12 protein-coding genes are annotated in these 13,810 nt (G+C 67.9%); 5 read left to right on the top strand and 7 right to left on the bottom strand.

Features of this window, described 5'->3' with window-relative positions; all coding sequences use genetic code 11:
- The first annotated feature begins 24 nt into the window (after positions 1-24).
- From NN2_RS23325 to NN2_RS23315, 3 genes are all read left to right on the top strand, one after another.
- On the top strand, positions 25-411 hold the full coding sequence (locus tag NN2_RS23325; RefSeq protein ID WP_063015983.1) for a winged helix-turn-helix transcriptional regulator: 387 nt from the start codon (positions 25-27) through the stop codon (positions 409-411).
- A 90-nt stretch (positions 412-501) separates the two neighbouring features.
- On the top strand, positions 502-1,602 hold the full coding sequence (gene gcvT, locus NN2_RS23320) for a glycine cleavage system aminomethyltransferase GcvT (protein ID WP_063015982.1): 1,101 nt from the start codon (positions 502-504) through the stop codon (positions 1,600-1,602).
- A gap of 255 nt (positions 1,603-1,857) precedes the next feature.
- Entirely contained in the window at positions 1,858-2,958 is a 1,101-nt protein-coding gene (locus NN2_RS23315) for a branched-chain amino acid aminotransferase (protein WP_063015981.1), read from the top strand.
- Positions 2,959-3,003: 45 nt separating this feature from the next.
- On the opposite strand, the gene NN2_RS23310 is transcribed toward NN2_RS23315, so the two are convergent.
- Positions 3,004-5,340 carry an arylsulfatase gene (locus NN2_RS23310; RefSeq protein WP_063015980.1) on the bottom strand — a complete coding sequence of 779 codons (2,337 nt, stop codon included), beginning with the start codon at positions 5,338-5,340 and terminating at the stop codon, positions 3,004-3,006.
- A gap of 240 nt (positions 5,341-5,580) precedes the next feature.
- Between NN2_RS23310 and NN2_RS23305 the strand changes: the two genes are divergently transcribed.
- Both NN2_RS23305 and NN2_RS23300 read left to right on the top strand, forming a co-directional pair.
- Positions 5,581-6,558, top strand: coding sequence for a formylglycine-generating enzyme family protein (locus NN2_RS23305; protein WP_082857203.1), 978 nt, complete (start codon positions 5,581-5,583; stop codon positions 6,556-6,558).
- 41 nt (positions 6,559-6,599) lie between these two features.
- Positions 6,600-8,267, top strand: a complete 1,668-nt coding sequence (locus NN2_RS23300; RefSeq protein ID WP_063015979.1) for a SulP family inorganic anion transporter — start codon at positions 6,600-6,602, stop codon at positions 8,265-8,267.
- 69 nt (positions 8,268-8,336) lie between these two features.
- Here the strand turns inward: NN2_RS23300 and NN2_RS23295 are convergent, their stop codons facing one another.
- The 6 genes from NN2_RS23295 to NN2_RS23270 all read right to left on the bottom strand — a co-directional run bounded on the left by NN2_RS23295 (position 8,337) and on the right by NN2_RS23270 (position 13,348).
- Entirely contained in the window at positions 8,337-8,945 is a 609-nt protein-coding gene (locus NN2_RS23295; RefSeq protein WP_063015978.1) for a TetR/AcrR family transcriptional regulator, read from the bottom strand.
- 120 nt (positions 8,946-9,065) lie between these two features.
- The gene (locus NN2_RS23290; protein WP_063015977.1) at positions 9,066-9,800 is read right to left on the bottom strand and encodes an ABC transporter ATP-binding protein; all 735 of its coding nucleotides are present in this window, start codon (positions 9,798-9,800) and stop codon (positions 9,066-9,068) included.
- Entirely contained in the window at positions 9,797-10,921 is a 1,125-nt protein-coding gene (locus NN2_RS23285) for an ABC transporter permease (protein ID WP_030514791.1), read from the bottom strand. The genes NN2_RS23290 and NN2_RS23285 overlap by 4 nt, the downstream gene beginning before the upstream one ends.
- Before the next feature lie 184 nt (positions 10,922-11,105).
- Positions 11,106-11,819, bottom strand: a complete 714-nt coding sequence (locus NN2_RS23280) for an MBL fold metallo-hydrolase (protein WP_030514790.1) — start codon at positions 11,817-11,819, stop codon at positions 11,106-11,108.
- Positions 11,820-11,923: 104 nt separating this feature from the next.
- Positions 11,924-12,895: a carbohydrate kinase family protein gene (locus NN2_RS23275; RefSeq protein WP_063015976.1), complete on the bottom strand. Its 972-nt coding sequence runs from the start codon at positions 12,893-12,895 to the stop codon at positions 11,924-11,926.
- Positions 12,896-12,997: 102 nt separating this feature from the next.
- Positions 12,998-13,348, bottom strand: coding sequence for a HesB/IscA family protein (locus NN2_RS23270; protein ID WP_036500157.1), 351 nt, complete (start codon positions 13,346-13,348; stop codon positions 12,998-13,000).
- Between the last annotated feature and the right edge of the window lie 462 nt (positions 13,349-13,810).

Below are 13,810 nucleotides of genomic sequence, written 5' to 3'. Positions count from 1 at the left end.
CGACGGATAAGTGATCATCACGGGATGAGCGGTTACGACGAGCATGCGGGCGAACTGGTCGCCGATTGCCGATTGCGCGCGGCCACAGACCTTTTCGCGCACACCTGGGATCCGGTGGTGCTGGTCGGACTGCTCGGCGGAGCGCGCCGGCGCAGCGAATTGCGGGCCGAGATCGGCGGCATCAGCGACAAGGCGCTCACCGAGGCCCTGCGCCGGCTGCTCGGCCACGGCCTGATCGAGCGTCACCGCTACGCACAAGCGCCACCACGCGTCGAATACGCGTTGACCCCGCTCGGGCTGAGCCTCGTCGAGGGCCCGATGCGCGCGCTCGGCGAGTGGGTGGAGGAGCACGGGGACGCACTGCTGGAGGCGGACCCGCTCGCCGAGTTCGACACGCACGAGCGCGGCTGACCCGCCGCCACCCCGGACCGCACAGTGACCGACCCGACACAGCCGCCCGGGCGCGGACCGCGAGCCGCCGGCGCTCGATAAGCTCGCCGGGTGACCGACGAGACGCTGCAGCAGGGCCCCATCCACGCCGTCCACACGGAGCTGGGCGCGACCTTCGCCCCGTTCGGGGGGTGGGAGATGCCGGTGCAGTACGCGGGCACCGTCGCCGAGCACACCTCCGTGCGGACCACCGTCGGGGTTTTCGATGTGAGCCACCTCGGCAAGGCGACTGTGCGCGGCGCGGACGCGGCGGCGTTCGTGAACGCGGCGCTGACCAACGATCTCGGCCGCGTCGGGCCCGGGAAGGCGCAGTACACGCTGTGCTGCACCGAGCAGGGCGGGGTGATCGACGATCTGATCGCCTACTACGTCTCCGACGACGAGATCTTCCTGGTGCCGAATGCGGCCAATACCGCCGCGGTGGTGGCGGAGTTGCGCAAGGCCGCACCGGAGGGCATCACGATCACCGACGAGCACCGCGAGTACGCGGTCTTCGCGGTGCAGGGCCCGAAATCGGCGGAAGTGCTTGCCGCGCTGGGACTTCCGACCGATATGGAGTACATGGCATTCGCCGATGCCGAGTGGGACGGCCGTCCGCTACGCGTCTGCCGCACCGGATACACCGGTGAACACGGCTATGAACTGCTGCCGCGCTGGGCCGACGCGGAGGCGGTTTTCCGCGCGCTGGTGGCCCGGGTCGACGCGGCGGGCGGGCAGCCGGCCGGCCTGGGTGCGCGCGACACGCTGCGCACCGAGATGGGCTATCCGCTGCACGGCCACGAGCTGTCGCCGGAGATTTCGCCGGTGCAGGCCCGCGCGGGCTGGGCGGTCGGCTGGAAGAAGCCGGAGTTCTGGGGCAAAGCGGCTCTGACACAGGAGAAGTCGGCGGGCCCACGACGAATCCTGCTGGGGCTCAGGGCGCTCGATCGCGGTGTGCTGCGTCAGGGTCAGACGGTGCTTCGTGGTGAGGAGGCCGTCGGTGAGACCACCTCGGGCACCTTCTCGCCGAGCCTCAAGGTCGGCATCGCCTTGGCACTGCTGGATACCGAGGCCGGACTGGAGCCGGGCGACGAGGTCGAGGTCGATGTGCGCGGCCGCCGGTTGCGCGCCGAGGTGGTGCGCCCGCCGTTCGTGACGCCGCATACTTCCTGAACGGCGGTCGCGGACCCTCTGCGTGTGGCGTAAATCATGACAGTTCCGGAGTGGAGGGTCCGGTGGCCGTGAGTGTGCTGCGCGAAGGGGGTACGCCGCTCGCTCCGGAGGGGCCGTTGCGGGACGAATACCTCGCATCGGACGCCGTCGACGGGGAATTATGTCCCGATTGTCGCGATTCTCGATCGCTGCTCGGCCCGTCTCCACGCAGGTCCGAGCATCGGCGTCGACGACCGCAGTTCTAGTATCGAGGTCATGACAGTCGCTGCACAGTTCACTCGTACCCCGCATCCCGCCCCGGTTCCGGCGGATCGGCGCACGGAGATTCTGGCGGCGCCCGGGTTCGGTCGCTACTTCACCGACCACATGGTGTCGATCGACTATCTCGACGGGCAGTGGACCAACGCGCGGGTCGAGCCGTACGGGCCGCTGTCGATGGATCCGGCGACGATGGTGTTCCACTACGGTCAGGCCATCTTCGAAGGTCTCAAGGCGTATCGGCAGGCCGACGGCAGTATCGCCACCTTCCGCATCGATGCCAACGCGGCGCGGTTCCAGCGGTCGGCGCGACGACTGGCGATGGCGGAGCTGCCGGAGGAGTTGTTCATCGAATCGGTGCGCCAGCTGCTCGAGGTCGACGCGGACTGGGTGCCCGCGGCCGGCGGTGAGGAGTCGCTGTATCTGCGGCCGTTCATGTTCGCCACCGAGGCGGGACTCGGCGTGAAGCCCGCGGCCGGGTACAAGTACCTGCTGCTGGGTTCGCCTGCGGGAGCGTATTTTCCGCGTGGCGTGAAGCCGGTGCGGGTGTGGCTGTCCACCGAATACGTGCGCGCCGCCCCGGGCGGCACCGGTGAGGCCAAGGTCGCCGGCAACTACGCGTCCTCGCTGCTGGCGCAGCAGCAGGCCACCGACAAGGGCTGCGACCAGGTCGTGTGGCTCGACGCCTGCGAGCGCAAGTACGTCGAGGAGATGGGCACCAACAACCTGTTCTTCGTCTACGGTTCCGGTTCCGAGGCCCGGTTGGTCACCCCGGAGCTGTCGGGGTCGCTGCTGCCGGGCATCACCCGCGACAGTCTGCTGACCCTCGCCGCGGACTCCGGTTATCCGGTCGAGGAACGCAAGGTGTCGGTCGAGGAATGGCGCAACGGCGCCGAATCCGGCGAGATCACCGAGGTTTTCGCGTGCGGAACCGCCGCGGTCATCACCCCGGTCGGCTGGGTGCAGTCCGCCGAGGGCGAATTCGAGATCGGCGGCGGTGAGCCCGGCGAGGTCACGATGGCGCTGCGCGACACGCTGACCGGAATTCAGCGCGGCACGTTCGCCGACAATCACGGCTGGTTGCGCACCCTGGCGTGAAAGCCGGTGCCCCGGGGTCGGCGCGGGGCACCGCGGCAGGAATCGTCAATCGCGCGAGAGTGCTGCCTCGTAATGCTTTTCGACGTCGACATAGGCGTCGTCGGCCACATCGAAGATCACCTTCGCGATCTCACCGCCGGTGAATGCGAACGTGCCGCGATAATCGCTGCTGACCGGGTCGCCGACGTCGTAGCCGATGCACAGTCCTTCGCCGCAGAGGCTGAAATGACCGGGCTGCGTGCGGATTTCGGATTGCGTCACCGCCTGGTCGTCGATGTACAACGTGGCGGTGCCCCAGAATTCGCCGTGGTCGCCGGGGCGTTCCTTCCGGAATTCGACGCCGATGATGTGCTTGCCCGGCGCGGGTGCGTCGGCCCGCACCTGCTGCTCCGGCGGTATTCCCAGGAAATTGTAGGTGTAGGTGACCTTTCCGTCCCGGACATACAGCGCGTGACCGCCGAAGCGTGAACCCTGCGCGAAGATCACGCCCTCGGTGTCGGCCGTGGTGGTCACCTCCGCCAGCACCTTGAACGAGACCGCGTGCGTATTGGCCGCGGCCCGTTCCGGCACTTCGGTCGTTCCGGGGTAGTAGACGTATTTGCCGCCGGGTGGCACCGGGACCTTGAATTCCAGCCCGAGGAAGGTCTGCAGGTCCTTGCCGGTGACGCCGAGGTCGTTGAGCGGCAGCACCTTGTTGATCTCGGCTTCCCGGAACCACAGCCCGATCATGTCGCGAAGTTTGTCGGGATACTCCTCGGCCAGATCGTGATTCTCGGAGCGGTCGACATCGGTGTGATACAGCTCCCAGCGATCCTTGTCGAAATTGCTCAGGCCGCTGGTGGGCCCGTGCACGGTGACCGCCTTCCACCCTTCGTGCCAGATGGCCCGGTGCCCGAGCATCTCGTAGTACTGGGTTTCCTTCCGGGTGGGGGCATGCGCGGAATCGAAGGTGTACTTCATCGACACGCCCGACAGCGGATTCTGGTGAACGCCGTCGACCGTTTCCGGCATCGGCACACCGCAGCATTCGAGAATGGTCGGCACGATATCGGTGCAGTGGTGGTATTGGTCGCGGATCTCGCCGCGCGCTTCGATTCCCTTGGGCCAGAAGATGACCAGCGGATCGGCCACACCACCCTGATACGAATAGCGTTTGAACATCTTGAACGGTGTGGAGAAGGCCGCGGCCCATCCGGTCGGGTAGTGGTTGTAGGTGTCGGGGGTGCCGAGTTTGTCGATCATTTCGAGGTTGTCCTCGATATTGTCCGGATAGCCGTTGAAGAATTTGTTCTCGTTGACCGAGCCGTTCGGTGACCCCTCGCCGGAGGCGCCGTTGTCGGCGGCGTAGATCACCAGCGTGTTCTCCAGCTGGCCGGTTTCCTCCAGATAGTCGATGATGCGCCCGACCTGGTGATCGGTGTATTCGGAGAAGCCGGCGTACACCTCGGCCATGCGGGCGAACAGCTTTCGTTCCGGCTCACTCAGTTCCGACCAGGGACGCACCGCATCGGCCTCGGCGAACGTGCCCGGCGGCATCGGATTGAATGCGCTGAGTTCGGTGCCCTCGGGCAGGATGCCGCGTTCGATCATGCGCGGCAGCACCCACTCGCGGTAGGCGTCGTATCCGTCGTCGAACCTGCCCTTGTACTTGTCGATCCATTCCTTCGGGGCATGGTGCGGCGCGTGGTTGGCGCCGGGGCAGAACCACAGGTAGAACGGTTTGCCGGGGTGGGTCTGGCGCTGATCCTGGAGGAACGAGATGGCTTTGGCCGCAAGGTCTTTCGACAGGTGGTAGCCCTCTTCGGGCTGATACGGCTGGTCGATGAAGTGGTTGTCCTCGGCCAGATCCGGATACCACTGGTTGGTCTCACCGCCGACGAATCCGTAGAAGCGATCGAAGCCCTGTCCCAGCGGCCACCGCTCCCGCGACGAGCCGGCGGTCCACTCGTCGACGGGGATGTTGTGGTTCTTGCCGACCCAGTAGGTGCCCCAGCCGGCCTTCCGCAATACGGTGGCAATCGAGGCGTTCTCCGGCGGGATGTGAGAGCTGTAGCCGGGAAATCCCGACGAGGTCTCCGAGATCGAGGCGAATCCGTTGAGGTGATGGTTGCGGCCGGTGAGGAAGGTGGAGCGGGTCGGCGAGCACAGCGCCGTGGTGTGCCATTGGCTGTAGGTCAGTCCCTCGCGCGCCAGCCGGTCCATGGTCGGCATCTCGATCCGCCCGCCGTAGGGCGACCAGGCCGCGCATCCGGTGTCGTCGTACAGCACGACCAGCACATTCGGTGCGCCCTCCGGTGCCTTCTTCGCCAGGAAGGCGTCCCAATCGGGAACCGAGTCCCGGATGTCGAGATTGACGACGCCCTTGAACTGCCTATCGCTCATCGCTGGAACCCCTGTCGGAGACTGGTCTGCGTCACGGAGTAAGTGCCGCCTGCGAGTGCACCACCGGCCGGCGCGGCAAGCCTCATCCGCCCGGGGTGAATCCGGGTTTCGCCGACGTGGCCGCGCACGCAGTTGCCGATACCGCCCACGACCGGGCGAATCGGGCGGTACGGTCGGGTCAGCGTACGGTCGGCTACCGCTGCCGGCGTTGACGTTTCGGACAGTGAGGGAGAGGAAGTCATGCCACACCGCACCGACTCCGGCACCCACCACGCCTGCTGCGCACCGGCAGCGGGAAAGAGCGCTGATTCGACCGGTCACGATGCCGATGCCGGTCGGCCGGGCGAGGCGGATCGCCACGCGGAGTTCGAGGCCGCGCTGGTCGCCCTTCCCGGCGGCACCTTCATCATGGGAGACGAGAGCCGCTGGGCCTATCCCGGCGACGGCGAAGGGCCGTGCCACCGGGTGACGGTCGACGCCTTCGCCATCGGCCGATACGCGGTGACCAATGCCGACTTCACCGCATTCGTCGCCGACACCGGCTACCGCACCGATGCCGAGAAATACGGCTGGTCGTTCGTCTTCGCCGGCTTGCTGCCGCCGGATATGCCGCCCACCCGCGCGGTGGTCAACGCTCCGTGGTGGCGGCAGGTGGAGGGCGCGGACTGGGCTCATCCGTTCGGGCCCGACTCGGATGTCGGCACCATGGCCGACCATCCTGTCGTCCACGTCTCCTGGGAGGACGCCCGGGCCTTCTGCACGTGGTCGGGCACGCGGCTGCCCACCGAGGCCGAATGGGAGTACGCCGCCCGCGCCGGATCCACCGGCCCGTTTCCCTGGGGCGAGGACTTCGAGCCGGACGGGCAGCGGCACATGAATGTCTTCACCGGCGAATTCCCGCGCACGGCCCCCGGCGCGCATCTCGGCACGATGCCCGTGAATGCCTATGCCCCCAACGGTTTCGGGCTCTACAACACCACCGGGAACGTGTGGGAGTGGTGTTCGGACTACTTCTCGCCGGACTACTACCGGCACAGTCCCGAAGCGAATCCCACCGGACCCGATCTCGGTCGCGACCGGGTGATGCGGGGTGGATCGTTTCTGTGCCACCTGTCCTACTGCCGTCGTTACCGGGTCTCGGCGCGGCAGGGCAGCGAGCCGGTCTCCTCGACGGGGAACCTGGGCTTCCGGGTGGTCGCGGATCGACCGGTGCAGTGAGGTCCCGCCCGGCCGAACCGACCGGGGGGAGTGGAGGACAGATGAGCAGCGCGGTGGCGCCGACGCTCACCGGTTACCGCCGCACCTGGTTGCGGCCCGATATCCTGGCCGGGCTCAGTGCGGGTGCGGTCGTGATTCCGCAGGCCATGGCCTACGCGACCATCGCGGATCTGCCGGTGCAGATCGGCCTCTACACCTGCATGGTGCCGATGGTCGTCTACGCGCTGCTGGGCGGGTCGCGTACCGCGAGCGTGAGTACCACCTCCACCATCGCGACCCTGACCGCTTCCACGCTGGTCGGCGCCGGGATCGCCGCCGGATCCGAGGATGCGCAGACCGCGCTGATGACCGTGACCCTGATGGTCGGGGTGATCCTGCTGCTGGCGCGGCTCGCGCGACTGGGCTCGATCATCGAGAACATCAGCGACGCGACGCTCACCGGAATCAAGATCGGCGTGGGGCTCACCGTGGCGGCCGGGCAGTTGCCCAAACTGCTGGGCGTGCCCCCCGATCCGGCCGCCACCGGATTCTTCCGGGTGTTGTGGTCGGCGCTGAAACAGCTCGGCTCGGCGAATCCGGCGACCGTGATACTGGCGGCGGCCGCGGTCGCGGGCCTGTACGCGATGTCGAGCCTGCTGCCGCGCGTTCCCGGTCCGCTGGTGGTGGTCGCGGTCGGGATCGCGCTGGTCGCCTTCGCGCATCTCGATGATCACGGGGTGGCGTTGATCGCGCCGGTCCCCTCCGGGATCCCGTTGCCCGGCCTGCCGCGGCTGCACGATATCGGCGACCTGTTGCCGGGGGCGCTGGCCATCTCGATGATGGCCTTCCTGGAGACGGTCGCGGTGGGGCGCGGCGTGCGCCGTGCGAGTGAACCCCAGATCGACAGCAACCGGGAACTTTTCGCGAACGGCATGGCGTCGCTGGCGGGCTCGTTCTTCCACACCCTGCCCCCGGCGGGCGGATTCTCGCAGACCGCGGTGGCGTTGCGTGCCGGTGCGCGAACACAACTGGCGGCGATCGTCACCGCGGCGCTGGCGGTCGCGGTGGCGTTGTTCCTCGCGCCCGTGCTCGACGATCTGCCGCAAGCCGTCCTCGGCGCGATGGTGGTGGTGGCGACGCTCGGGCTGCTGGACTTCGGTGCGCTGGCGCTGTTCTGGCGAGTCAGTCGCGTCGAATTCCGGATCGCCGTCGGCACCGCGGCGATCGGACTGGTGATGGGTTTGCTTCCCGCGGTCGCCGTGGGTGTGGTCGCCACGCTCTATCTGGTGCTGCGCGAACTGAATCGCCCGCACGTGGTGCAGCTGACCCGGGCTCCGGACGGCCGCTGGGCAGGCGGAACACCCACGGCCGCAACCGAACCCGCGAATCCGCTGGTGTTGCGGGTCGCGTCGGGGCTGTACACCGCGAACGTGCGGTCCAATACCGAGGGCATCCGGCGCCGCGTGGACGAGCTCGCGGCGGCCGGGCATCCGGTGCATACCGTCGTGCTGGACTGCTCGTGGATACCCGATGTGACGCTGACCGTGATGCGCGCGTTCCTCGAGCTGGTGAACGAACTGGGGGACAGCGGTGTCACCGTCTACTTCGCCGAACTACCCGCTCGTAACCTGGCCACCGTGCGCCGGACCGCGCGCGGGCGCGAACTGCAGGAGCAGGGGCGGCTGTTCACTACTGTGGACCGCGCGGTCGCCGCGCTCAGGCCGGATTGACACCAGCATCACACCGGACGGAGTGAGCATGCGGTCCCGGGGCGTGGCCGTCCGCGGGGCCGAGGTGAGCTACGTGCCGTCGGGTGTGTGCGGGCGGGCCGCCGCGTGACGGAGATACGGAGTCAGTAGCTCTCGGACGCGTGTCGCCACAGTGTCGACGGGGGCGTGGTTTTCGACCATGCGCGAGGCGGTGAGGACGACGGCGTTGATCAGTTCGGCGGTCGTCGCCGGATCGGGTGCGCCGAGTTCGGTCAGCGCGGCGATCAGCGGCGTGCGGAGTTCGTCGTGAATGGCGCGGCCCTGGGCGGCGAGGGCGTCGGGCGCGATATGGGTCGAAAGCCCTTGTACCACCGCGTGTTCGCCCTCGTCGACCAGTTCGAGATTGACCAGCGCATAGGTCAGGACCTTGGCGCCGGGGTCGTCGGCCGCGGCCATGCGCTCGGTGATCCGTGCGCTCCAGCGGGGTAGTGCATCGGCCAATACCGCTTCGAACAGTTCGTCTCGTGAGCCGAAATACTGATAGACGCTGGGCCGGGCCAGACCGGCGCGGGCGGCCACCTCGGCGAGGGTGGGCGCCGCACCGGTCTGTTCGGAGAGGATCGCGCGCGCGGCGTCGAGGAGGGCACGCCGCTGCGCCTGCCGGTGTTCCGCGACAGTCGCCGCCTGAATCCTCGGCACGAAACCTCCTTCTCGCCGCGGCCGGGACGGTGTTTCACCCGGCCGGGCCGCATCCGACCCTATGCGACAGTGCTATCACATCCTGTCGCGGTCACACTCGGTCGCGGTGTGCCCCGACCCTCAGCGCTCGGGGGTGAGGCGGCCGTCGACCATGGTCAACACGCGGTCACAGCGGTCGAGGATGTCGTGGTCGTGGGTGACCATGACGGTGGCGACCGCCGCCGCGCGGGTTTCGCGAGCCAGCAGTTCCACCACCTCCGCGCTGCGGGCGCGATCCAGGGCGGCGGTCGGCTCGTCGACCAGCAGGACTCGCGGCGAGCCGATCAGCGCCCGGGCGATGCCGACGCGCTGGCGTTCACCGCCGGACAGCTGCTCCGGTCGCCGATTCGCCTTCTCGCCCATGCCGACCGCGCCGAGCAACTCTCGCGGATCGCGGCGGGTGCCGGTGAGGCGGGCGACCAGCCGCAGTTGATCGGCGGCCGTGAGCGCGGGCAGCAGGTTGCCCGATTGGAAGACGAAACCGATGTGGTGCAGCCGGAATCGGGTGCGCTCGCGCGGGCCCAGGGCGGTGAGATCGGTGCCGCCGATGCGTACCTGTCCGGTATCCGGAGTGGTGAGACCGCCCGCCACGGCGAGCAGACTCGATTTACCGGAGCCGGAGGGTCCCATGATCGCGACGAATTCCCCGGGGTTGACCGACAGATGCACGTCGTCCAGCGCGGTCACCGTATCGGCACCGTCGCCGAGGGTGAGGGTTACGCCGTCGAGTTCGAGTCCCGTCTTCGAGTCGGAAAGGTCGCTCGCGCGCGCATCCTCTTGTGTCGCAGCGCCTTTGCGTGTGGTGAAGATGCTCATCGGTTGGCTCCCAAGGCGGTGAGGGGATCGATTCTGGTGACGCGCACGATGGCGGCGGCCGCGCCCAGCACGCCGAGTAACACCAGCAGGCCGGCTCCGGTGGCGACGGCTGCGGGTTCGAGCGTGAACGGCATGCCGTGGATGAAACTGCTGCCGCCGACGGCGATCAGCACTCCGATGGCGGTCGCGCCGACCAGCACCACCACGGCCTGGGTGAGTCCGTCGACGAGCAGGAACCGCGTCGGCGCGCCGATCGCCCGCAACACCGCCAGTTCGCCCGTGCGCTGGATGGTCCACACCAGGAAGAACGCGCCGACCACCAGTGCCGAGATCGCGTAGAGGAACGCCTTGATCATCGTCATGGTCGCCATCTCCGCCGTATATCCCGGGGAAGCGTCGTAGGAGGCGGTGCGGGTCATGGCGGTCGTGTCCGCGGCCGCGTCGCCGGCGGTCAGGTCGAGTTTCGCACCCGGCTGCGCGCGCAGCGCCACGGCACTGGCCTCCCGGTAGGACTGCTCTCGTACCTGCTCACCCGGTTTCGCCCCGGCGTGGATCTGCTGCCAGGTGTGCAGCGGCACGTAGGCGACATCCACATGGCCGAAGGTCTGTTTGCCCGCGGTGACACCGACGATCGTCAGCGTCGTGCCGAGCCGATCGATGACGACGGTGTCGCCGAGTCGCGCACCCTTGTCGAGGGCGGTCGCGCTCACGACGATGCCGTCCGGTCGATCCAGTCCTGTGCCCTGCGCCGCCGCCGGTGCCAGGAACGACTGCGGTTCGACGCCGAACAGCGCGAAGTCGACCGCGACGCCACCGCCGGTCTTGGCGTTGACCAGCGTATTGCCGAAGGGGGCCGCGTCGGCCACGCCCGGCTGGGATCGCCACGCCGCTACCTGTGCGGTGTCGATCGTGCTGCGGGTGAATGCCGAATCGGTCTTCGTGCCGTGCGCGAAGGCGAAGGCGTCGACCGGCAGGGCGCGCAGGCCGGAGACACCGTCGTCGACGAGTCCGGACGACAGCCCGGACAGCATCACGGTCAGGATCGAGATGAGCGCGACCACGCCGCCCATCAGGCCGAATCTCACTCGCGCGTACCACAGTTCGCGCAGTGCCAGGAACATGACAACACTCCTCACGGCTGCCGCCGGTCGGACCGGCGGCGCGACAGCACCATCTTCCTGACGGTGCGTCGGTAAGATATCAACGCCGCGTCGGCAAAAGTTCGCCGGGGTGGTGAATCTGCCCAGAAAGTACGAAAAGCCCTCTCGCACAAGGCGAAAGGGCTCGGAGGGTGGAGGTGGTCGCTCAGCCGGGCATCAGCATATGCCACTGTTCGAGAGTGGTCGGGCGCATGACGTAGTTGTTCTCCCGCACCGACGACAGGGCCGCGCTGGGTTCTTCCGAGTACCAGTGGCCGGGGTAGACGACCGGGTCGCCGGACAGCTCGGCCAGGTGGCGCAGGCTGCGGAACATGGCGTCGGAATCGCCGCCGGGGAAGTCGGTGCGGCCGCAGCCGTCCACGAACAACGTGTCACCGGCGACGAGCCGGTCCTCGAACAGGAAGCACTGGCTGCCCGGCGTGTGGCCGGGGGTGTGCAGGAATTCGATCTCGACGCCACCGACGGCGAGGGTGTCGCCGTGGTCGTGTCCGGTCAGCTCGCTCGGCGCGATACCGGTGACATTCGCGACCCAGGACAGTTCCTCGTGGTTCACGTGCACCGGAACCTGCACCCGCTCGAGCAGTTCCTTCACCCCGCGCAGGGTGAAACCCATCATCGTGCCGCCCACGTGGTCGGGATGATGATGGGTTGCCAGCACACCGGTCAGCCGCAGGCCGTCGGCCTCGGCGATATCGACCAGATCACCCGCCGCGTACGCGGGATCCACCACCACACATTCGCCGGACTCGCGATCACCGATCAAATACGAGAAATTCCGCATCTGCGTGGCAATCGGATCGCCGACGGCCCAGTCCCGGCCCGCCAGCAGTTGACGAAAATATAAACGATCGGATCCCATACGCACACCCTATTGTTCGCCGGCGAACTCCGCGCATCCGGACGCAATGTTGTGAATCGTCACGGCCGCGGGCCGCCGGATGGCTCGGATTCTCGGGCCGGCGCTCAGCTCAGCAGCGCGCCGAGTTCGTCCGCGGCCTCCGGGCCGTACGCGCCGCGCAACCGTCGCAGCGCGTCGTCGCGGTCGAGCGACCACTCCTGGGTGCCCACGGTTTCCAGCACCAGCACCGCGGTCAGCGAACCCAGCTGCGCTGAGCGCTGCAGGCTGAGTCCGGCGGTGTGCCCGGTGAGGAAGCCGGCCCGGAACGCGTCGCCGACGCCGGTCGGGTCGACCTGCGAAAGTTCCGGCACCACTTCGACATTCACCTCGACACCATCACCGTCGACGATCAGCGCGCCCTTGGCGCCGAGGGTGGTGACGCGAATGCCGACCCGGCGGCCGATCTCCTCGGGGGACAGGCCGGTCTTCTGCAGCAGCAGGCCCCACTCGTACTCGTTGGTGAAAAGGTATGTGGCGCCGTCGATCAGGGCGAGCGCCTGGTCGCCGTCGAGGCGGGCCAGCTGCTGTGAGGGGTCGGCGGCGAACGGGATACCGAGCTTGCGGCACTCCTCGGTGTGGCGCAGCATCGCGTCGGGATCGTTGGCGCCCACCAAAACCAGGTCCAGCGAACGGTTTTCGGCCACCTCGGCGATCGAGATGTCGCGGGCCTCGCTCATCGCGCCGGGATAGAACGACGCGATCTGGGCCATGCTCTCGTCGGTCGTGCAGACGAAGCGCGCGGTGTGCGCGGTGTCGGAGATCCGCACCGCCGAGCAGTCCACGCCGTGGCGCTCGAGCCAGTCGCGGTACTCACCGAAGTCGGGGCCGACCGCGCCGACCAGCAGCGGGTTCCCGTTCAGCAGACCCATCGCGTACGCGATGTTGCCGCCGACACCGCCTCGGCGAATCACCAGATCGTCGACCAGAAAACTCAACGACACGTGCTGCAACTGATCGGCAAGCAGGACGTCGGAGAATTTCCCCGGAAAACGCATCAAATGGTCGGTCGCGATGGAAGCGGACACAGCGATGGTCACGAAGCCCGGTCCTTGTCTGTCGAGGGCGGAATCAGCCTTACCGTACCGTGTGCACGACACGGCGCGGAACCTCCGCAGAGATTCCGCGCCGGGAGCAGATCGTCAGTTGAAGCTGTCGCCGCAGGCGCAGGAGCCGGTGGCGTTCGGGTTGTCGATCGTGAAGCCCTGCTTCTCGATCGTGTCGACGAAGTCGATGGACGCGCCCTGAACATAGGGGGCGCTCATCCGGTCGACGGCCAGCTTGACCCCGCCGAACTCGGCGGTCAGGTCGCCGTCGAGGGTGCGATCGTCGAAGAACAGCTGGTACCGCAGACCCGCGCAACCGCCCGGCTGCACCGCGATGCGCAGCGCCAGATCGTCGCGGCCCTCCTGGTCCAGCAGCGCCTTCGCCTTGGACGCGGCGGCGTCGGTCAGGATCACACCGTGGGTGGTGGTCTCGTTCTGCACAGTCATGAAGTCTCCTCGCAGACCCTCGTTACCCGTGAACGTTGTTTCCGTGAACAGCGCACGGCTCGGTAGCTGTCAACGCCACGTCGCGGGTGGCTATTCCAATCTTGCCACTGCGCGCGCCGGCGTGGGCCCGTCGGCCCCGGAATTGCCGGGTGGAGGGCGCTCGGACGTGCGAATCACCACACCCGCGGGGCGTGTCGTGGGGTACAGACCGGCCGGTCGGAGCCGGTTTGCCGGTATGGGCGGTATGACCGATCACACAGGCTCAGCGGAGACCGTATTTCCAGGCCGGTATGCCATCCAATAGCCTGGTCGGCGTGAAGTTCCTGCGCCGTGGCGATGCCAGCACCACCGACGACCACGTCGACGACACGTCGGCCGCGACCGACGACGACACGGCCACGGCAGCGCAGCGGCCCACACCGACCGCCGGCAAGGGGCGCCCGACGCCCAGGCGCCGCGATG

Source organism: Nocardia nova NBRC 15556, from assembly GCF_001613005.1.
GTDB lineage: Bacteria > Actinomycetota > Actinomycetes > Mycobacteriales > Mycobacteriaceae > Nocardia > Nocardia nova.
This window is presented reverse-complemented; position numbering and strand designations above follow the sequence as displayed.